At 56.4% G+C, this 21,833-nt stretch carries 10 protein-coding genes; 7 read left to right on the top strand and 3 right to left on the bottom strand.

Going from position 1 to position 21,833, the window contains the following annotated elements; translation table 11 throughout:
* The first annotated feature begins 2 nt into the window (after positions 1-2).
* The 7 genes from MJ923_RS08315 (at position 3) to MJ923_RS08285 (ending at position 16,058) form a co-directional block, all read left to right on the top strand.
* Positions 3-1,085: a DUF58 domain-containing protein gene (locus MJ923_RS08315; RefSeq protein WP_240590683.1), complete on the top strand. Its 1,083-nt coding sequence runs from the start codon at positions 3-5 to the stop codon at positions 1,083-1,085.
* Entirely contained in the window at positions 1,082-3,115 is a 2,034-nt protein-coding gene (locus MJ923_RS08310; RefSeq protein ID WP_338092219.1) for a transglutaminase TgpA family protein, read from the top strand. Before MJ923_RS08315 ends, MJ923_RS08310 begins: the two co-directional genes overlap by 4 nt.
* Before the next feature lie 337 nt (positions 3,116-3,452).
* Positions 3,453-7,019, top strand: a complete 3,567-nt coding sequence (gene recC / locus MJ923_RS08305) for an exodeoxyribonuclease V subunit gamma (RefSeq protein ID WP_240590682.1) — start codon at positions 3,453-3,455, stop codon at positions 7,017-7,019.
* 1 nt (position 7,020) lies between these two features.
* Positions 7,021-10,890: an exodeoxyribonuclease V subunit beta gene (gene recB, locus MJ923_RS08300; protein ID WP_240590681.1), complete on the top strand. Its 3,870-nt coding sequence runs from the start codon at positions 7,021-7,023 to the stop codon at positions 10,888-10,890.
* The gene (gene recD, locus MJ923_RS08295; protein WP_240590680.1) at positions 10,887-12,878 is read left to right on the top strand and encodes an exodeoxyribonuclease V subunit alpha; all 1,992 of its coding nucleotides are present in this window, start codon (positions 10,887-10,889) and stop codon (positions 12,876-12,878) included. Before recB ends, recD begins: the two co-directional genes overlap by 4 nt.
* A gap of 111 nt (positions 12,879-12,989) precedes the next feature.
* Complete coding sequence (locus MJ923_RS08290) at positions 12,990-14,000, top strand: D-alanine--D-alanine ligase (RefSeq protein ID WP_240590679.1); 1,011 nt, start codon at positions 12,990-12,992, stop codon at positions 13,998-14,000.
* A gap of 342 nt (positions 14,001-14,342) precedes the next feature.
* Positions 14,343-16,058 carry an AMP-binding protein gene (locus MJ923_RS08285; protein WP_240590678.1) on the top strand — a complete coding sequence of 572 codons (1,716 nt, stop codon included), beginning with the start codon at positions 14,343-14,345 and terminating at the stop codon, positions 16,056-16,058.
* Positions 16,059-16,159: 101 nt separating this feature from the next.
* On the opposite strand, the gene MJ923_RS08280 is transcribed toward MJ923_RS08285, so the two are convergent.
* The 3 genes from MJ923_RS08280 to bamC form a co-directional block, all read right to left on the bottom strand.
* A complete protein-coding gene (locus MJ923_RS08280; RefSeq protein WP_240590677.1) occupies positions 16,160-19,261 on the bottom strand; it encodes an efflux RND transporter permease subunit in 3,102 nt (1,033 codons plus the stop codon).
* Positions 19,258-20,343 (bottom strand): efflux RND transporter periplasmic adaptor subunit, encoded by a 1,086-nt coding sequence (locus MJ923_RS08275; RefSeq protein ID WP_240590676.1) that lies wholly within the window; start codon positions 20,341-20,343, stop codon positions 19,258-19,260. The genes MJ923_RS08280 and MJ923_RS08275 overlap by 4 nt, the downstream gene beginning before the upstream one ends.
* Before the next feature lie 414 nt (positions 20,344-20,757).
* Positions 20,758-21,795 carry an outer membrane protein assembly factor BamC gene (bamC, locus tag MJ923_RS08270; RefSeq protein ID WP_240590884.1) on the bottom strand — a complete coding sequence of 346 codons (1,038 nt, stop codon included), beginning with the start codon at positions 21,793-21,795 and terminating at the stop codon, positions 20,758-20,760.
* Positions 21,796-21,833: the final 38 nt, after the last annotated feature.

The raw sequence follows: 21,833 nt of genomic DNA, 5'->3' as shown, positions 1-21,833 counted from the left end.
CCATGGCAAAACCTCTCGCACGGCGCCTGGAGCCCTTTTTAGCCAAACGGTTGCCGCCCTCGACCGAGCAAACCTTAAGCCACAAAGGCATTTTCATTTTGCCCAGCGGCTTTGGTCTGGCGTGGCTGGTGCTGACGTTACTGCTGTATTTGCTCGGCACCAATCATCAGAACAACCTGATATTGGCTATTTCTCTGCTGCTGACCAGCCTGTTTGTTACCTGCATGATATACAGCTACCGCAATCTGGAAGGGGTTACCCTCAAGCGGCGACCGCTGCCCCCCATCTACGCCGGTGAAACCCTGGCAATGCCGCTGTCGGTCAGTGCCGCGCGCGATGTGCATCAACTGGCGCTGGCCTATCCAGGGGTCACGCCCGTGTATCTATCGGTGTTTGATGAAGACGCCTCTGTGCTGGTGCCTGTGCCCACCGAAAAACGGGGGCTGCTAAACCCCGGACGACTCAAAGTCGAATCCCGCTTTCCCTTGGGCCTGATGCGCACCTGGACCTGGGTTGACCTCGCCATCGAACATCCGGTATTTGCCAGCCATAAAGAAGGCAAGATGCCGCCCTTTGCCCACGCAGAAGCCGGCAGTGAAAACGAGGCCGGGTTGCTGGTTACCGGCATGGATGAATATCAGGGGCTTAGAACCTACATCCCCGGTGAGTCGCTCAAGCAGGTTGCCTGGAAGCAACTTGCCCAGGGCCGGGGGATGCTTTCCAAGGATTTTGCCCGACCACAGGGCGCGCCCGAGTGGCTGGCATTGGACTCCCTGAAAGAAGGCACACTTGAAGAGCGGCTGTCCTTGCTGTCCTTTTGGGTGGATGAGCTTGCCGCGCGCCAGCAGGTGTATGGCCTTATCCTCCCCGGGGAGGAAATTCCCCCCGGCAGCGGAGAGCCACACCGCCTGGCCTGCCAGACTGCCATGGCCACCTTCGATGCACCCTATCGGCGTGAATTGCTCACCCGGGGGCAGCAAGCTGATAAGCAAAAGCCAGCAGATGGCGACACCCAGACACAAAACCGCGTCCATACCAAGGCAGCTGATAACAAAGCCGTCGAAAATAAAGAGGCCGCATCATGATGTGGGCCAAACGTCCTGAAGAAATCATTGCCCGCAGCACCCTCTTTTGGTTGCTGCTGACCCACTTTGCCTTGGTCATCCCCCTTGCCGATAAAACCACGCCCTGGTCACTTGGGATCAGCGCTATCTGCCTTGTGTGGCGGCTTGGAATTTTCTTTGGCAAGGTTGCCCGCCCGCCGCGCTGGCTGGTAACCGCCTTAGGCATCGCCTCCGCCATCACCCTGGCACTGGTTGGCAGCCAAATCGGCCTACTTAACGCGCTGATGAACCTGCTGATTTTGGGTTACAGCCTGAAAACTATCGAAATCATCGATAAGCGCGATGTGCGCACCGTGATTTTGGTGGGTTACTTTTTAATAGCACTTAATCTTATCGACAGTCAGGGAATCGGCGCCGCCGCACTGGCACTGGCGTTGGTGTGGCTCAATACCCAGGCGCTGCTGTCTTTGTACCTTGGCCGCAGCAAATCCGATTACCTGTCCTTTAAACTGGTGGCGCAAAGCCTGCCACTGGCTCTGCTGCTATTTTTGGTGCTGCCACGTCTGCCGCCACTGTGGATGGTGCCAAGCCTCAAATCGGCTACCACGGGGCTGTCTGATGAAGTGGGCTTTGGCGACATCAGCAAACTCACCCGCTCCGATGCGCTGGCATTCAGGGTCAAATTCGATGGCCAGCCCCCGGCAAACCCTGAGCTTTACTGGCGCGCTCTGGTGCTTGAAGACTACGATGGCAAGCACTGGCGTCAGGACGATGGCATCAAGCTCTGGGAGCGTGAAGCCTATATGCTTGGCAACGGCCGTGATAAGCCCGCCGCGGCGCAGGCCTTAAGCTATGAAGTGATAGCTGAGCCCAGTGGTCAGCGCTGGCTGTTTGGACTGGATGTGGCCTTCTCCGCCAGCAGCGGCGTATTTAACCTGCCCGACTATCGTTTGCTGGCCCAGCGAAAACTCGATGGCCGTTTCCAGTACCGAGCAGAAGCGTACCGCATTCCCATGGATGCAAGTCTGTCCGAGCCAGTGCGGCAGCTTAATCTGTCACTGCCGCCAAACAGCAATCCACGAACCCGCGAACTTGCCAGGGCAATCTGGCAGCAATATCCCTCTGCCGACGCGTTTTTAAATCAGGTAATGCACCGCTTCAGTGAGGAGGCGTATTTTTATACCCTGTCGCCCCCGCCGGTTGGCAGCGCGCAAATCGATGACTTTTTATTCGACAATAAACAGGGTTTTTGTGTGCACTATGCGTCTGCCCTGACCTTTTTGGCGCGCGCAGCTGGTATTCCGGCACGGATGGTAACCGGCTATCAGGGCGGCGAGTTCAATCCAAACGGCGGATATGTGAGTGTCTATCAGTACATGGCCCACGCCTGGAGTGAAGTCTGGCTCGATGGCAAAGGTTGGGTGCGACTCGACCCCACCGCCATGATAGCGCCGTCGCGGATTTTGGATGGCTTCGATGCCGCCTTTGATTCAGACGAAAGCTACCTTGCCGACAACCTGTTCAGCCCCCACCGGGTCAAAGAAATCCCCTGGCTTAACGAGCTTAGAATGCGCCTTGCCAGCATCGACTATTACTGGAGTGTCTGGGTCCTGGGCTTTGACAATGAGCGCCGTGAAGGCATGCTGAATCAATTACTTGGCAGCGTGAACCGCTCCCGCTTGATTGCCTTTGTGATTTCAGTTGCCGCGCTTATTCTGCTGCTAGCCTGGCAGGCCGGTATTTTACGGCTGCCGCCAAAACGCCCCGCCCCTATCAAGGGCTTTTTGCTGGTTGAGCGCGCCTTAACTGATATCGCTCTGCCACGGGCTCCCGGCGAAGGCCCTATCGATTACAGCCAGCGCGCTGCCATGGCACTGCCAGGGATGCAAACTGCCATCAATCACTGGATAGGCCGCTTTACGGCACTGCGCTATCAGAATACCGGCCACAACAAAGATCACGGCAAGAGCGCCGAGAAGCAGTTTGTACGTCAAAGCCGCCGCCTCGCCCGGGCGATCCGTAAGCAAGGCACACTGACTCAGACCCCGTAGGCGCTTACGCATTTAACAAACTCAGGCCTTAAAACCGCTGCTGGCGCAAAAATCCTGCTCGAAGCATCAACGGTTAAACCCAAGGCGGTTGAACCGGCTAAGTAGGTCTCATACAATCATTTTTTACTTACGGACGACAAGGCTTAGCGTATGCGGCCTTGTTTTGCGGCCTTGAAATAACAGTCGGCTAATTTTGGCCGCTGTTTGCAGCTTCCTGGGGCTGTGAATGCAATGAAAACCGCCCTAATCGACATGTCCGTCAAGTCTTCGCATTGCGGCGGGAAAGCCTTAGCATTGGCGCGGGAAAGACGCCGTGCAACCAGATAAAAGGGAAAGCATGTTCACACTCGTTCAATCCAACCAGATGGAACGCCTCGCCGCGCGGCTGGCCAAAGACTTGACCCACAGCTGCGCCAATGTGCTTTCCCCCGAGCATATTCTGGTGCAAAGCCCCGGCATGGCCACCTGGCTCAGACTTGAGATTGCCGCGCACAACGGCATTGCCGGTGCGCTTGAGTTTCCGCTGCCTTCCAACTTTATCTGGTCGCTGTGCTACGCCCTTATCCCGGGGGTTCCCAAGGAAAACGCCTTTACCAAGGAGGCCATGACCTGGAAACTGATGGCCTTGCTGCCACGGCTGGTCGATGCCCCCCATTTTGAGCCCTTGAAAGACTATCTCACCCAGGAGTCGCCGTTAAAGCTATTCCAACTGGCCGGGCGTATTGCGGATATTTTCGATCAGTATCTGGTGTACCGTCCGGACTGGGTTCTTGCCTGGGAGCAGCACATAGATGCAGCGCCGCAGCAGCCGCTGTTTTCGCTGGACAATTACGACAAAAACTACGACAAAAATTACGACAAAGATGCGCCACTGACCATCAATCCCTTTGCCAATCAAACCGAGGTAGCCGATAACTGCCGCTGGCAACCCATCCTCTGGCGCGCCCTGGTGCAATACAATCGCGACGAGCTTGGCCACAGTCATTGGCACAGGGCCAACCTGCACGCCGAGCTTGTCAGAGCGCTGAGAAACCCGGCCACCTCGCTGCATGCCCTGCCTTCCAGATTGTTTGTGTTTGGTATTTCATCACTGCCACCGCAAACCCTTGAGGTACTGCATGCCCTTGGCTGCCGCATTCCGGTAACCATGTTAAGCCTCAGCCCCTGTCGCCAATATTGGGGCGATATTCTCGACCCACGGCAACGTGCCAGACTTGCGCTTAAGTACAGCGAAGACAAGATGCTGCCCGCCCACTGGGAAGATACCCTGGAGGTCGGCAACCCGCTGTTGGCGGCAAACGGCAAAATGGGCCGTGAACTGCTCGATTTGGTGTTCAGTTTGCCGGAAACGCATCTCGAAATAGACGACAGCGAATATCAGGCGCCTGAACCACATACTCTGCTTGGCAGATTGCAGGCTGATATCCTCGATATGCAGGTTGCCGGTAGCCCACTTTGCGCCACCCTCGAGCGGTATCAGCAGCAAGAAGGCAAACTGCCACTAGAGCCCGGCGACGACAGCCTGTGCCTTCGAAGCTGCCACAGCCCACTTCGGGAAGTTGAAACCCTGCACGACCATCTGCTTGCCATGTTAAGCGGTGCCAATGGCTCGCTCGCGCCTCGGGATATCGTGGTGATGCTGCCGGATGTGGCAGCTTATGCGCCCTTTATCGATGCGGTATTCGCTTCAAAACGCGGCGAGCATTACATTCCTTATGCCATTGCCGACCGGGGCGCCGCGCAGGAATCCCCCATTATTCATGCGTTTCTAACCTTGCTTGATATCACCGACAGCCGCTTTGGCCTGACGGAAATCTTAAGTCTGCTGGAAGTGCCGGCGGTGATGTCCCGCTTTGGTCTTGATGAAGAGGAGCTGGCACGGCTTACCGACTGGCTGGAACAAGCCGGTGTGCGTTGGGGCCGGGATGCCAAAAGCCGCGAGGCGCTGGGGCTGCCAGCCTTTGATAAACACTCATGGGCCTTTGGGATCCGGCGGATCTTACTGGGGTACGCCCTGGGTGATGAGGCCGATTTTTATCAGGGCACCTTACCGTTTTCCGGCATTGAAGGTCAGCAGGCCCAGTGCGTCGGTAAGCTGCTCGATTTTATTGAAGTGCTGGATAATTTCAGCCACGACTTTGGCGATGCCGCGAGCCTGGAGGCCAAATTCGAGCTGCTGTTTACCCTGCTCGGTACCCTGTTCGAAGCCGACGACACCAGCCTGGATGATATCAGCCAGATCCGCGATACCCTCAATCAAACCAAAGAGATGCTATTGCAAGCAGGAGAGCTGGACAGCCTGCCACTTGATGTCTTCAAGGCACACCTTGGCAGCAAACTCACCGAATCGCGGGTCGGCCAGCGTTTCCTGGCAGGCTCAGTTAATTTCTGCACCCTGATGCCCATGCGCTCCATCCCGTTCAAGCTGGTGTGCCTGCTGGGAATGAACGATGGCGTCTACCCTCGGGTGCAGCACCCGGTGGGCTTCGATCTGATGGCGCGAACCGGTGCCAGACGGGGCGATCGTTCCCGCAGGCTCGATGACAGATACCTGTTCCTGGAGGCGCTTTTGTCGGCCCGCAGCCAACTTTATATCAGCTTTGTCGGTCGCAGCGAGCGGGACGACAGCGAGCGGACGCCATCTATGCTGGTCAGCGAGCTGCTGGACTGCTGTGAGCTAAGCGCCTTTATTCCCGGCGCAGCGGATGCCAGTCTGGCCCCAAGACTTATTCAGCAGCAGCCGCTGCAACCCTTTGATGTGAAGCTGTTTCAACAAGAAGATACGTCTGATGCAGCGACACTGACCACCAGCTTTGCCGCCCAGTGGTGCCCTGCCAATGTGCTCTCCCCCAGGCCCTTTATCGATGGTCCCCTCTGTGAAGCCGAACAGCACGGCGACAAAAACAGTGAAGACAGCGACGATAACACCCTGGATATCGCCTCCTTAATCCGTTTTTTCCGCGATCCGGTGAAGTTTTTTTGCCAGCGGCGCTTAAGGCTCGATTTATCACTGCGGCTCGATGCCCTTGAAGATGCCGAGCCCTTTGAGCTCAATGCCCTAGAGCGTTATCAGCTGCAGCTGCAGATGCTGGAAACGGCGCTGGCGGTTGAACCCAGCCTCGAGCCCGGCACCCTGGATGCGCTGGGCGAGCGCCTCGGCGGTCAGGGGCTGATGCCCATGGCGCCTTTCGATAGCCTGATGTTCAGAGGTTATTGCCGCGATCTGGCGCCGCTACTGGAGCGAAGCCGTTTTTTGATGGGCGATGCTACCGGTGAAACGCTGAGCCTCAATCTGCTGCTGGATTGCGGTATCACCCTCACAGGAACGCTGGAGCAGGTTTACCCCAAGGGGCTGCTTGTCACCCGCCCAGGCAGCGCCAAACCAAAGGATTTTCTTGCCCTTTACCTGCGGCATCTGTGTCTTTGCGCTGCAAATCACAGCGGCTTCAGCTTCCTTCTGGATGTGGGCCACTTCCACGCCATGGCGCCTTTGAATGCCAGTGAGGCTCTTGCCAGATTAAACGCGCTTTACGGTATCTATGAGGCCGCCCAGCAGCAACCATCCACGCTGGTGCCAGCCATGGCCATGGCGGCCGCCGAAGCCCTTGCTGAAGGCGATACCGACATCAGCAGCCTGGAAGCGCGCCTGAAAGAGGTGTGGCAGGACGGCAATGGTCTTGGAGAAGCCAATGAGCCCCACCAGCAACGCCTGCTGCGCTTCCCGGAGGACTTTGTCAGCGACGACTTTGTGCAGCGTGCCGCCTACCTGTGGCTGCCGCTGCTGGCACTGTGTCACAGCGGCAAACTCGGTGAGCTTGGCGACTTTATCGCATCTCCTGCATCAATAGCGCCCCGATACCAACCCACCCGCGCCCCGGGCGAGCAGCCGAGCACTGGAGAGTAATATGTCAGCCATAGTCAGCCAGCCTTTGGATGCGTTCAGCCTGCCCATGTCGGGAGCACGCCTGATTGAGGCCAGCGCAGGTACCGGTAAAACCTACACCATCGCCAACCTCTATTTACGACTGCTGTTGGGGATAGGTGAGCCACGCCCCTGCACAGTGGAAGAAATTCTGGTGGTCACCTTTACCAATGCCGCCACCAGTGAGCTGCGCGATCGCATCCGTCGCCGGGTGCTTGAAGCCTTTAAGGCGGTGCTTGGTCAGCCAACCGGCGATGCATTTTTGCTGCAACTGGTTGCAGCCATTGACGATACCGCCATTGCACTGCGTCAGCTCGATTTGGCGCTCAAGACCCTGGATGAAGCAGCCATATATACCATTCACGGCTTTTGCCAGCGGATATTGTCGGATATGGCATTTGAATCTGCGCTGCTGTTCGAGAGTGAGTTTACCCTCGATGACAGTGAATATCTGGAGCTTGCGGTTGCGGATTTCTGGCGGGCTCACTGCTATCCGCTGTCCACTGAGATGGCGGCCATGGTGCATACCAAATACCCATCCCCCAAGGCACTCGGCGCAGGGCTTCGCGCGCTGATTGGCGCGCGGATGGCAAATCCCAAAACCCGTCCGGGCAGCTTTAACTCGCTCGCAGCCGACTACAATCAGCGTCTGTCACGGCTGCGGCTTGCCTGGCAAAGAGATAGCCAGGCCTCGATAGAAACCCTTAAAAAGCTGCCACTCAATGGCACCAGTTATGGCAAGGCCGCCGATGATTTCCCCAAACTGAACGCCCATGCTTCGGCGCTGGACGCCTGGGCTGCCCGCGGTCAGGGGGAGCCGCCTATCAAAGCCATGCAGGCGCTGGCCTACAACAGCATCAAACTCAATAAGGGCGGCGTGCTGCCAGAACCCCATGCATTGCCACTGCTGGTACAAATTGGTGAGTTTATCGAGGCTCACCAAGGGCTTATTCCAGCATTTCTGTTATTGGCCCGGGATGATATCCGCGCCCGATTTGTCGCACTCAAGTCCCAGCGCAACCTGATGGCGCCGGACGATCTGCTACTGACACTCGCGGCAGCCTTGGGCCATGGGCATCATTCGTCGGCTGCCGGCGAGTCAGCGCCGGATGCAGACGACAATACCATTGCCAAGCGGCTCGCCACCGAAGTTGCAGCCCGTTATCCGGTAGCCCTGATTGACGAATTCCAGGACACAGATCCGCTGCAATTTGCTATTTTCAATGCCATTTATCGGCCCGAAGGCAAAGCCCGCGGCCTGTTGATGATTGGCGATCCCAAGCAGGCCATTTACGCCTTTCGCGGCGGCGACATCCACACCTACCTGGGGGCAAGACGCGCCGCATCCGCCCACTATAGCCTTGGCACCAACTACCGCTCTTCCAGGCCGATGGTGGATGCGGTCAACCGGCTGTTTATGGCCCGTGAGCGGGTGTTCTTAACCGATGAAATCCCGTTTGAGCCTGTGAATGCCGCCGACAGGGGCAATAAGGCACTGCTGATTGATGGCAATGCCAGCGGCGCTGCCCTTGAAATCGCTTTGCTTGCGGAAGATCCCGTGAAAGGACTGAACAAGCAAACCGCCCGTACCCTGATGGCAAATGATGCCGCCGCCGATATCGCAAGGCTGCTCACCCTCGCCGCCGAAGGCAGGGCCAGGCTGTCCGATAAATCGCGGCCACTGATGGCAAAAGACATTGCCGTACTGGTGCGCGACAGGAACGAGGCGGCCTTTATCAAAAAAGCACTCGGCGAGCGCAACATAGGCGCGGTGTTTCTCTCCCGTGACAACGTGTTTGCCACCCCGGAAGCGAAGGAGATGATGCATCTTCTGTATGCTCTGGCCCATCCCCGCGATGAAAAGCGCCTTCGCAATGCCATGGCCACCCGACTGATGGGCTATACCCTCAGCGATATTGCCAGGGTGAATCAGGATGAAGACCGCCGCGCCGAAGAGCTTGAGCGATTTGAGCTTTGGCATCAGCGCTGGCAAAAGCAAGGGGTCATGCCGGCGCTGATGGCATTTGCCGACGACACGGCGCTGCTGCAGCGGCTGCAAAGTGAAGATGAGGCAGAACGGCGCCTGACCGATTTTCGTCATCTGTGCGAGCTGCTGGAGCAAGCCGCCAGCGGTCTGGATGGCATCAGCGCCCTGCTCGGTTGGTACGAGCAGGCACTGGCAAGCCCGAGCGGCGATGAAATCCAGCAACTGAGGCTCGAGAGTGAGCAGAATCTGGTGCAGATTGTCACCATCCACAAATCCAAGGGGCTCGAATATGGCCTCTGTTACATCCCGTTTTTAAGTTTGGCGCGGGATAGCCGTGGCAAGCCCTCACCGCTGCTGTACCACGAGGCAAACGGCCTGGTGTGGGATATTGAGCAGACCGACGAAGGGGTTGAAATCTATGATGCCGAGCGCCTCGGTGAAGATCTGCGGCTATTGTACGTGGCGCTCACCCGGCCGATTTATGGCTGCCGACTCGGCCTTGCCAACCACAGCCGCATGTTAAAGGCCGGGATAAGCAGTGAAGTCCATAAAACGGCACTGGGGTACCTGCTTGGTATCGACAGCAAAGACTGCGATGGCGATGCCCTGCGCGCCGCTGCCATGCGCCTGGCGGCAGACTCTATTGCCGTGGTGGAGGTGATTGAAAATGATAACCGCGCCCTTGCGAACGTCGACAGCCAGCAGGGTCTGAAATTGGCCGCAAGAGTGCCGGACCGGCGCGGCGAAATTCCCTGGCGGGTGGGCAGCTACTCAGCTTTGGTGGCTCACAGCGATGCTGACCACAGCAAGCCGGCCCACAGTAAGCCAGCCCATAGCCCAGCGGCGCCCGCCGTTGGCTCGGGTTTGGTTTCGGATCCTGATTCACTTAGGGACTCTGGAGCTTTAACAGCCGCTGCTGGCCTGTTATCAAGCAGCAGCCACAGCACCTTGTTTGAAGATGGACTTAGTTTAACCAGCCAGCACCCAGGCGCATCAGATGAATCATTTTCACTGGAAGAGATTTCATTTAATCTGGCCTCAATGAGTAACCCGCCGCAGCCAAATCAGGTTCCAATTGATTTAGTTGATAGCAAAAATAACGTTCTGAGCAGCCCCGCCGATGAACTGCCGAGCCGGTTCAGCTTCCCCCGCGGCGCCAATGCGGGCAGCTTTATGCACCAGGTGCTTGAGCTCATTCGCTTCGATGATGTGGCCAGCACCTTGCCACAGGTGTTACCCCAGGCCATGACACAGTTCGGTATCGATGACCTTTGGCAGTCGGTGCTGCTTGACTGGTATCAGGATTTAATGGCGGCGCCGCTATCAAACAATGAGGCTAACCCACTGTCAGCGCCAGCATTCGCACTGCAGCAACTAAGCCACACTAACATGCTGGTTGAAATGGAGTTTTACCTGCCGGTAACCCAGCTTAAAGCGCGCGCCCTTGGGGATCTGCTGGCGCTTTACCGTTACCGCAGTGATTTTGGCTTTGAAACCCTGAACGGCATGCTCAAAGGCTTTATCGACCTCACCTTCTGCCACGACGGCCGCTATTACATTGCCGACTACAAGTCCAATCATCTGGGGGATTCTCTGGCCCACTACCATCATGAGGCAATGCACTCAGCCATTGCCGAACATCACTACGACTTGCAGTATCTGCTCTATACCCTGGCGCTGCACCGGCTGCTGCGAAGCCGACTGGTGGACTATGACTACGAACACCACTTTGGTGGCTGTTATTACCTGTTCCTGCGTGGCATGTCGGCCTCTGCACCCGGCTGCGGGGTGTTTTTCGACCGTCCGCCCAAGCTGCTGATTGATGCACTGGATGCGCTGTTTGAAGGTAATGAGGTGCGGATATGATTGAATTTGCAGGCAAGGAGCTTGGCAGCGGCGAATTCAAATCCCTGCTGAAACATTTGGCAGAACAGGGCGAACTCACCTCTCTCGATCGCCACTTTGCGCTGGAAATGGCGCGGCTGCATCAGGATGAATCGCCACTGATGCTGCTGGTGTGCGCACTGGTATCAAGGCAACTTGGGCAGCAGCATCCCTGTTTGGATTTAAGCACCCTCACCCTGGCTAACCCCTTTGGCAGCATGCGTGCACGCTGTCGCATCCCCCTAAGCCGGGACGCCTTAATTGCGGCGATTTCTGAGCTTGAAGCCGTTGGCAGCGCGCTTTCGGGGCAAAACGCCCCCGCCCAGAGCGCCTCCGCTGTGCAGGAGCAAATGGATGCCGCCAATGCCGACAATAAACCGCTTATCCTTGATGGACAGCGCCTGTATCTGCGCCGCTATCATGGTTTTGAAACCCGGGTAGCACTGAGGCTAAGGCGTCTCGCTCAGGGCACTGTGCCAGTTGCCGCTAACACCCGCGAGCTGTTGGATCTGCTGTTCCCGCCTTCGCAGCCGCAAGGCTTGCAAGATAACAACGAGCCTGATTGGCAAAAGATTGCGGTGGCGCTCGCCGCAGGCAAGCAGCTATCGGTCATCACAGGTGGCCCGGGCACGGGTAAAACCACCACTGTCACCAAGCTGTTACTTCTGCTGTTGAAGCAAGCGCCCCTGCGTATCCGCATGGTGGCACCAACCGGTAAAGCGGCGGCGCGCCTCAGTGAATCCATCAAGGCCAGTAAGCAGCGCCTTAAAGCGAGCCTGGCTGACGGTTTGATAACCGCCGCTGATGTGGATGCGTTGCCGGAAGATGCTGCGACTCTGCATAGGCTGCTTGGCTTTATCCCCGGCAGCAATCGTTTCCGCCATCACAGGCAAAATCCGCTGGATCTCGATTTGCTGCTGGTGGATGAGGCTTCTATGGTCGATTTGCCGATGATGGACAGGCTGCTCGATGCGCTGCCCCCCCACGGCAGGCTGATTTTGCTTGGGGATCAGGATCAGTTGGCGTCGGTCGAAGCCGGTGCCGTACTGGCGGATATCTGCGAAGGCGCCCGCAGTGGCTATCAATATAGCCATCGCCAATGTGAACTTATCCAGGCACTCACGGGCACAGCGCTCATGCCCACCACAGACACCAAGGCAACTCCCGGCCTTGGCGATAATCTCTGCACCCTCACCCACAGCCACAGATTCAGGGCCGATGCCGGCATTGGCCAGTTAGCGCTGGCCGTGAACCGGGGCGACAAAAATCGGGTTGGCGAAGTGTGGCGCCACGGCTTTAGTGAGCTGCAATGGCTGCCACAGGGCGAGGGTGAAGGTCGCGAGGCGCTGATTTCACTCGCCTGCGATGCCTACAGTGATTACTTATCTGCCATGGCAACCTTTGCCGCGCCTGAGGATATCCTTGAGCGTTACAACCGTTTCCGGGTGCTTTGCGCCACCCGCAGCGGTGAATATGCCGTGGACGGCATCAACCTCGCTATTACTGTGGCACTGGCAAAGCGCGGGCTTATTCAGCCGCGGCAGGAGTTTTATGCCGGCAGGCCCATCATAGTGCAAAGCAACGACTATGGACTTGGGCTCTTTAACGGTGACATTGGCATTTTACTGCCCAGGGGCCGTGACGATCTTCGGCTGATGGCGCACTTTATCCAAAGCGATGGCAGCTTGCTGAAGGTACTGCCTGCAAGGCTCCCCGGCCACGACACCTGCTATGCCATGACGGTACACAAGAGTCAGGGCAGCGAATTTTCAAACGTAGCGCTGTCGCTGCCCATGTCGCCATCACCTTCACAGCAGGCCTTGATTGGACGGGAGCTTATCTACACCGCCATCACCCGGGCCAAGGACAAGTTTATCTGCCTTGGCAATGAAACCTTATTTGAGAGTGCCATAGACCGGCGCACCGAGCGGGCCTCGGGGCTTGCTGCAAGGCTTTGGCAGGCGGATTAATTCTCTGTCATCTGCCTTGCGCCCGCCCTGTGGGCTCATTACACTGCTGGCTGACATTATTCGCGCGCTTTGGGATACGCCTTTACGCCGGACGCGCCTTTGGGAGACGAGATGAAAAAATACAATCTGGTGCTGCTTTGCGGCGGCGGTGGCAGCGAACATGAGATTTCCTTACTGTCGGCAAAATACTTTGAAGCCTGCCTCAGTGGCCATCCCCGCTTCAACACCCTGTGGCTGGAACTCGGCGCCAACGGCGAGTACCGCACCAAGGAAGGTGAGATTGTCGAGCTGACCAACCGCCGCGACATTCGCTTCGCCGATGACACCAAGGCGGCGTGGCCGGTGGATTACATCATTCCCTGTATTCACGGCTTCCCCGGCGAAACCGGCGATATCCAGTCCTGGTTTAACCTCATTCAATTGCCCTACTTTGGCTGCGGCTCAGAAGCATCCAGCAATTGTTTCAACAAAATCACCGCCAAGATGTGGTTCAGCGCCCTTGGGATCCCCAACACCCCTTACCTGTACCTCGACGAGCCCAGCGATGACGCCATCGCCCGGGTAGAACGCGCATTCGATGAATGGAATGGTGTCTTCATCAAGGCTGCGAGCCAAGGCTCATCTGTGGGCTGCTTCCCGGCCACCAAGCGTGAAGACATTCCTGCGCTGGTCAAAAGAGCCTTCGAGTACGCGCCTTTTGTGGTGGTGGAAAAAACCATAGTCGCCCGCGAGCTGGAAGTAGCGGTATACGAATACGATGGCGAGCTGGTGGCCACCCGCCCGGGCGAGATTGTTTGTGCGGCCAACACCTTCTACAGCTTTGAAGAAAAATACGATGCCAAGAGCCAGGCGGTAACCCATGTGGAAGCGCCCGATGTGGATGAAGCCACGGTTGAGGCCATCCGCGACTATGCACTCAGGGCATTTAAAGGCATGAAACTGCGCCATCTGTCGCGGATTGACTTCTTCCTCACCAGAGACAATCAAATCCTGCTGAATGAAATCAATACCTTCCCTGGTCTGACCCAGATTTCCATGTTCCCCAAGATGCTGGCCAATCACGGCCATGACTTTACCACCTTCCTGGAAAAGGCCATTCTGGCTGAGCTTGAAGGTGCATAAGCCGGGTAACTGACACGCATATCAGTACTACTCAGCACTGCACAACAACAAACATCCACTAAAGCCAGCGCCAGCTGGCTTTTTATTGAGCAAAATTGAGTCCATTTTTACAGCCGTTAACTGCTTGTGGCTTTGCTAACGGCTTTTGCCAACATGCCGTTAGCAGGGAATTTTTACGCCATAAATCATTGTATTAGCCTTTAGTATAAGAATGGCAATCAAGGCTTGTTCTGCCACCGGGCTTTTGGCTAGAGTCAAAGCTCACCGGCAACAGCGTCAGGACAAGACGCGTCGGTTACAACAATAACGACAGACCTTACAAGCAATGCCATGGAGGCAAACATGTCCCTATCTGCGCCCAATCAGTTTCCGTTAAGCCAAAGCCTCTATCGCGGCGACACCCATGAGCCGCTCACCGAAGAAACTATTGGCAGCTACCTGCAAAAAATCGCCGATCGTTTCCCCGATCGCGATGCGATTGTCATGCACCATCAGGATATTCGCTGGAGTTATCGCAGTTATCTTACTGAAATCGATCGCCTCGCCACCGGCCTGCTTGCGCTGGGGATTGGCCCTGGCGATCGGGTTGGGATCTGGTCGCCCAATAATATTGAGTGGTGCCTTACCCAGTTCGCCACCGCCCGCATCGGCGCCGTGATGGTGTGTATTAACCCGGCCTATCGACCGGAAGAGCTGGAATACGCGTTAACCAACGTCGGCTGCAAGGCGCTTATTACCCACGATAAATTTAAAAGCAGCGATTATCTGGCCATGCTTAAGGAGCTGGCCCCTGAGCTTGACCAGTGCGAGCCGGGTAAACTCAGTGCCAAACGTTTGCCAGAGCTCAAATTGGTCATCCGCACCGGCAGCGACGCCACAGCGGGCATGCTGAACTTCCCCGATGTCTGCAACCTTGGATCAGAGGCTGAGTATGCCGATCTGACCGGCATTGGTGCCCGGCTGTCGCCCTTTGATGCCATCAATATTCAGTTCACCTCGGGCACCACAGGCAACCCCAAGGGCGCAACACTTTCCCACCACAATATATTGAACAATGGCTTACTGGTGGCCCGCGGCATGCGCTTTACCGAAAAGGACAAGTTGTGCATTCCGGTGCCTTTGTACCACTGCTTTGGCATGGTGCTTGGCAATCTGGTGTGTATCGCCTCCGGCGCAGCGGCAGTCTTCCCCGGCGATGCGTTCGATCCGGCCACCACGCTGGCGGTGGTAGAGCAAGAGCGCTGCACCGCGCTACATGGGGTGCCGACCATGTTCATTGCCGAGCTTGAGCTTGCCAACTTCGATGAATATGACCTCTCAAGCCTCAGAACCGGTGTCATGGCCGGTGCCACCTGTCCGGAAGAAGTGATGAAACGGGTTCAGTCCCTGATGCACATGACCGAAGTGGTGATTGGCTATGGGCAAACCGAGTGCAGCCCCATCAATAACCTCACCGAAATCGACTCATCCCTCGAATTGCGGGTCAGCACCGTTGGCCGAGCCCTCGCCCACACAGAGGTGAAAATTGTCGATGTGTTCGGCAACACCCAACCCATTGGCGAGCCCGGCGATGTCTGCAGCCGCGGCTATTGTGTCATGCTTGGTTACTGGAACGATGAAGCCAAAACCCGCGACACCATCGACAGCGACGGCTGGTTGCACTCGGGTGATTTAGGGGTAATGGACCAAAACGGCTACGTGCAGATTGTAGGTCGGATTAAGGATATGATTATCCGCGGCGGCGAGAACATCTACCCGCGCGAAATCGAAGAAAAGCTCTTTACCCACCCTCAGGTGCAGGATGCCGCCGTATTTGGGGTGCAGAGCGACAAGTACGGTGAAGAGGTGTGCGCCTGGATTAAACTTCGCCCCGGGGCCCTGATGGATGAGCAGGAAATCCGCCATTTTCTCACTGAGAAAGTCGCCTATTTCAAGGTACCCAGATACATCAAGTTTGTTGAGAGCTACCCAATGACGGTGACAGGAAAGCTGCAAAAATTCCGCATGCGGGAACTGATGTATCAGGAGCTTTATCAGGACATTAACTCAGCACCATAAGGCGGAGAGGTCTTAATCTGCAACGGAGCCAACAAAAAGGCCTGAACAAATGTTCAGGCCTTTTCAGTTAGGTGGCAATTTACACAGCCGCTACCCTATTTTCAGGACTTGCGCTTGGCAAGCTCGGCCTCAAGTTCATGGGCCACTGAGTCAGGTGAGCCTGAGTGACGGGCAAAGAGTGCATAGGCCGTCGGGATCACCATCAGGGTGAATACCGTGGCCAGCAGAATGCCCGAGAGCACCACCACACCAATTACGAAGCGGGTTTCGGCGCCGGCGCCCTGCGCCATTACCAGCGGCACCGCGCCTGCGGCTGTGGTGATCCCCGTCATCAGAATTGGACGCAAACGCTGGGTAGAAGCCGTCAGCAGTGCATCGGTAAACTCTGTGCCTCTGTCGCGCAGCTGGTTGGCAAACTCCACAATCAGAATACCGTTTTTGGCTGCGAGCCCCACCAACATAATGATGCCAATCTGGCTGTAGATGTTGATGGTTTGCCCGGTCATCCACAGACCAACGAGCGCACCAAGAGTCGCCAGCGGTACTGTCAGCATGATGATCGCCGGATGCACGTAGCTTTCAAATTGCGCCGCCAGCACCAGGAACACCACCCCAAGCGCCAGTACAAACACAAAGTACATGGAACTGCCGGATTCCTGATAGTCCAGCGACTGGCCCTTGTAGCTCACCACCGCCTCGGCGGGCAGATAGGTGCGCACTATGTCGTTCAGGTAATCCAGCGCTTCACCCAGGCTATAACCATCGGCCAGGTTTGCTTCGATGGTGATAGAGCGCATACGGTTGTAACGGTTCAGGCTGGAGGCATCGGCAAACTCTTCCACATGCACCAGGTTCGACAGTGGAATAAGCTCGCGGCTGCGCTCGGAACGCACATAAATATTGGTCAGATCCTGCGCTGTGTTCTGCTTGGCGCGGTCACCTTCGATGATCACATCATACTCTTCGCCATCACGCATAAAGGTGGTCACCAGACGTGAGCCGAGCATGGATTCCAGAGTGCGGCCGATATGGGAGATAGACACACCGAGATCGGCGGCGCGGTCACGGTCAATCACCACCCGCATCTGCGGCTTGGTTTCCTTGTAGTCATGGTCAAGCGCCAGCAGTTTGGGATTTTCGGCGGCCTTGGCCATCAGAATATCCCGCCACTGGGCCAGCTCCTCATAGCTTGGTCCACCCAGCACAAACTGCACAGGTTTACCCACGCCGCGGCCAAAGCCCTGACGCATAATCGGGAATGCCTGTACCCCGGCGAGATCCGAAAGCCTTGCGCGGATGTCGTTCATAATCGCAAAGGCGCTGCGGCGCTGGCCCCAGTCTTCGAGCACGATAATGGCCATACCGTTGGAGAAATCGGCCGAGCGGCCAAAACCGCGGGGCGCACGAATAAGCAGACGCTTCACTTCGCCGCTTTCCACCAGCGGCATCAGGCGCTCTTCCACTTCGTTCATGTACTTTTCGATGTACTCGTAGCTGGCGCCCTGAGGACCATTGACCATCAGGAACATGGAGCCACGGTCTTCCCGGGGCGCAAACTCCTGAGGCACCTTCTGCATCATCCATACACTGAGACCCAGTGCGCCAATCACCGTCAGGCTCACTGCAAACGGATGACGAATGGTGCGCTCGAGTGAACGGCGATAGAAGCCTTCCAGCCACTCCATGCCAGCATCCACTTTTTTCACCAGCCAGGAACTCTCACTGGTGGGTTTAAGCAGTTTGGAGCACATCATAGGGCTAAGGCTTAAGGCCACCAGACTTGAGAAAATCACCGCGGCGCTCATGGTCACGGCAAATTCTTTAAAGAGCTTACCCAAATCGCCCTCAAGGAAGGTGATTGGCATAAATACCGCCACCAACACCAGGGTGGTGGCCACCACAGCAAAGGCCACCTCACGGGCGCCGAGGAAAGCGGCCACCAGTGGGGTTTCACCTTCTTCAATACGGCGGTGAATGTTTTCCAGCATCACAATAGCATCGTCCACCACCATACCGATGGCGAGGATCATCGCGAGCAACGTCAGCAGGTTAATGGTGTAACCAAGGATGTAGAGCACGATAAAGGTGCCCAGCAGCGACACAGGCACAGTAATGGCCGGCACCAGCATGGCATGCACGCTTCCAAGGAACAGGTAAATCACCAAAATCACCAAAATCATGGCGATAAACAGGGTTTGGTACACTTCCTTGATAGAGGCTTCGATGAATACTGAACTGTCGTAGCTGCGCTTGATTTCCATGCCGGGAGGCAGGGTCGGGTTAATCCGGTCAACCAGTGCATTCACCGCGCGGGCCACTTCCAGTGTATTGGCAGTGGACTGCTTGGTGACACCCAGACCAATCATGGACTCGCGGTTACCGCGGAACATGATGCGTTCTTCTTCTGAGCCAAGCTCAATCTTGGCCACGTCACCCAGTTTCACCAGATAGCCGTCATCGCCCTGTGCCAGTACCAGATTGGCAAAGTCTTCGGCGTTACGGAAAGTACGCTCAAGACGCACGGTAAAGTGGCGCTCTTTCGATTCCACCGAACCTGCGGGCAGCTCTACGTTCTCAGAGCGCAGCTTGGACTCGATATCGGCTACGGTTAGATTGCGTGCCGCCAAAGCCTGACGGTCAATCCAAATGCGCAGCGCATACACCTTGCCGCCCCCGAGGCGCAGCATGGCGACCCCGTCCATGGCCGAAAAGCGGTCCGCCAGATAACGGTTGGCGTAATCTGTCAGCTCAAGGGTGTTCATACTGTCAGACACCAGATTGAGCCACATGATCACTTCATCGCCACCATTGGCTTTACGGATCTCCGGCGGATCGGCCTCTTCCGGCAGGTTATTGAGCATACTGGAGATGCGGTCACGGATATCGTTAGCCGCAGCTTCAATGTCGCGGTTAATGTTGAATTCCAGGGTTACCGACGAGCGGCCGTCACTGGAAGATGAGCTGATGTGGCGAATGCCCTCGACCCCGCTGACACGGTCTTCCACCAACTGAGTAATACGGCTTTCCACCACAGAGGCACTGGCGCCGCGGTAATTGGTTTCGATGGAAACCACCGGCGGGTCAATGTGGGGATACTCACGCAGCGGCAGCTTATCAAAGGCCACCAGACCAAAGGCGATAAGCAGCAAACTTATCACCGAAGCAAACACCGGCCGCTTTACAGACAGATCGGTCAGGATCATGCGGCATTCTCCTCATCACCGGCTACGGCGGCGCTGAAGTGCTCTTTCATTTCGGGTTTCACTTCATCACCGGGGCGAGCTTTGAGCAGACCACGTACCATGATGGTTTCGCCAAGCTCGAGGCCATCGACGATTTCTGCCCAGCCGCGCTTACGCAGGCCAAGGCTCACTTCGCGGCGCTCAACCTTGTTATCGGCACCCACGATGTACACATAGTGGCGTTTTTGCACAGGAATGATGGCCGACTCGGGCACCATCATGGCTTCGCGGCTGGTTTTGATAAGACGAATTTTCATCAGCATGCCGGGCAGCAAACGGCCATCTTTGTTGGGGATTTCGGCACGAATGGTCACGGCGCGGGTGGATGGATTGATCCGGCTGTCGATGGAAATCACCTTGCCCTGAAACACTTCACCGGCATAGGCCACAGCTTCGGCTTCCAGTGTCTTACCGGGGTTCAGCTGCGGCAGGAACCGCTCTGGCACCGCAAAGTCGAGTTTAATAATGGAGATATCATCCAGGGTGGTGATGGCAGTGCCTGGTGTAACCAGAGCGCCGGGGCTCACCTGACGCAAACCCAGGCGGCCTGCGAAGGGCGCGGTTACAGCGCGATCGCGCAGTGCAGATTCAGCCTGCTCAAGCTCGGCGCGGCTGGTATCAATCTGGGTTTGCAGCCGGTCGCGCTCAAGCTCAGCTACTGTTTGGCTGGTTACCAGCGAGCGAATACGGTCAAATTCGCGCTGATTATCACTCACTTTAACCTTTGCTACCTGCACCCGGGCACGCTGCTCGGCATCCTGCAGCTGCACCAGCAACTGGCCCTGACGAACAACATCGCCATCGGTGAAATTCACCCGGGTCACGGTTTCTGTGACCTTGGCGGTGATGGTGACTGACTCGTTGGCGCGTGTGGTACCCAGGGCCTCCACTTCGTCACGTACGGTTTGCAGCTCTACCTTGGTTACCACAACATTGGGAATGGGACGCGGACGCTGAGCCTGGGCGGTTGGCTCAGATTGCGTATACAAATACCAGGCTCCAGCCCCCCCGACGAGGGCAAGGAGTATAAGGACTTTTTTCATGTGACTTCCGAACTTCAGGCAAAGTTATCGTTATTGTCGGCAAATGCCTTGCCGCAGCTTATTGTGAAGCTAGTTTACCCGTGCACGCAGGTGCTTCAATACGTTTTACTTTTCCTTACAAAATACGTTTTTATGACAAAAATGGATCACTTGTACCCCATCCGGCGAGGTCGGCTGGTTAAATCACGGCTACCGGTGAATTACTTCAGTAGATTGGAAAAGTGGCAGAGATAACTTCTGTATGGCGTGTTGTTTAATGCCCCCTTGCGGATCCCGCCTGGTCAAAAAAAGCTGTGCTGTCGTTGCCAGGCTAGGGCTAGGGACAAGGACACGGGCAAAACCCAACATAAAAAAAGAGGCCCAATGGCCTCTTTTTTATTCCGCTTGCTTATTCAGCTTTGCTAAAAAGCGTGATTAACGTACCTTGCGGTCTTCTTTCATTAGCTCAGACATGGCGCGGTAGATTTGTGCCACTTTCTCATCGGCAAGGGGTTTATCCTCCTTGTCGAGGATGTGCAGCTCGCTGCTGCCCTGAGTGCCTTCGGTCAGCTTCAACTTGTAAGTGCCCTTTTCCAGATCCAGCTTGGCATCACCCCACAGCGAACTCCAGAAACCAGAGTCATCGTTGTAGTTAAGGAAGTACAGACCCTTACTGCTGTCCATATCGGCAATTTCAAAGCCCATTTCCGGCAGCACGATACGCAGACGGTTCCACACCTGGTTGTAATCGCCCTTGGCCAGATAGTAGGCATCGCCTTCCGCTTCGCCGTCAACCAGCTCAACACCAATACCCAGGCTTTCGCGAACACGCTTGGCTTTGATGGCCTGCTCACGCTTCACCGCCATGTAAGCAATGGAGCTGTTGAGCATGTCGATGGTGTAACGGCGCTTGTCGTCGGCAGACAGGCTGGTCTGGATATCATCGCCATCGTAGCTTTCCTGATGGTCAACCAAGTCGATGGTGATGGCACCGGTGCGGCCATGGGGGCGCACTTCCACCTGATAGCGATAACGCTGTTTGAGGGTAAATACCTTATCTGAACCCCAGAGGCTGGTATCCAGCACTTCCTGGTTTTCAATCCAACCGGTCTCGAGGGTGCCAGTGGCGTAGTCTTCCTTCACAATCTCAACCTGACGGCCGACCAGGTAGTCCTTCAGCAGGCCGAAGATTTCCTGTTTCAGATCCAGGCTGTTATCGAAAGATTCAACAATAACTTTAATGTTGTCAGAGCCTTCTTCCACCCGGGTGCCTTCTGCCATTGGCAGCACCTGCAGCGGAGGGCGAATGTCCAGCGCCTTGCCAACCAGTTCGGGGTTGGCGCGGGAGCCCATAGACGGAATATCGTATTCGCGGCTGTAGTTGGGCGACTTAAGACCCGCCGGGATCTTCAGTGGCGCCGCCACGTCTGCGTTCACATATTCGTCGTTACCATTGGCCTGACGGCGCTCCATGGGGGTACTGCATCCCGCGGCAAGGGCGACGAGAATGA

Source organism: Shewanella zhuhaiensis (assembly GCF_022484835.1).
Taxonomy (GTDB): Bacteria; Pseudomonadota; Gammaproteobacteria; order Enterobacterales; family Shewanellaceae; genus Shewanella; species Shewanella khirikhana.
The sequence above is the reverse complement of the archived record's forward strand: the minus strand, read 5'-3'. Positions and strand labels throughout refer to the sequence as shown.

Excerpts from the sequence above, each read along its gene's own strand:
- MJ923_RS08315 (WP_240590683.1), top strand. The coding sequence starts at position 3 with ATGGCAAAACCTCTCGCACGGCGCCTGGAGCCCTTTTTAGCCAAACGG.
- MJ923_RS08310 (WP_338092219.1), top strand. The coding sequence starts at position 1,082 with ATGATGTGGGCCAAACGTCCTGAAGAAATCATTGCCCGCAGCACCCTC.
- recC (WP_240590682.1), top strand. The coding sequence starts at position 3,453 with ATGTTCACACTCGTTCAATCCAACCAGATGGAACGCCTCGCCGCGCGG.
- recB (WP_240590681.1), top strand. The coding sequence starts at position 7,021 with ATGTCAGCCATAGTCAGCCAGCCTTTGGATGCGTTCAGCCTGCCCATG.
- recD (WP_240590680.1), top strand. The coding sequence starts at position 10,887 with ATGATTGAATTTGCAGGCAAGGAGCTTGGCAGCGGCGAATTCAAATCC.
- MJ923_RS08290 (WP_240590679.1), top strand. The coding sequence starts at position 12,990 with ATGAAAAAATACAATCTGGTGCTGCTTTGCGGCGGCGGTGGCAGCGAA.
- MJ923_RS08285 (WP_240590678.1), top strand. The coding sequence starts at position 14,343 with ATGTCCCTATCTGCGCCCAATCAGTTTCCGTTAAGCCAAAGCCTCTAT.
- MJ923_RS08280 (WP_240590677.1), bottom strand. The coding sequence starts at position 19,261 with ATGATCCTGACCGATCTGTCTGTAAAGCGGCCGGTGTTTGCTTCGGTG.
- MJ923_RS08275 (WP_240590676.1), bottom strand. The coding sequence starts at position 20,343 with ATGAAAAAAGTCCTTATACTCCTTGCCCTCGTCGGGGGGGCTGGAGCC.
- bamC (WP_240590884.1), bottom strand. The coding sequence starts at position 21,795 with ATGGAGCGCCGTCAGGCCAATGGTAACGACGAATATGTGAACGCAGAC.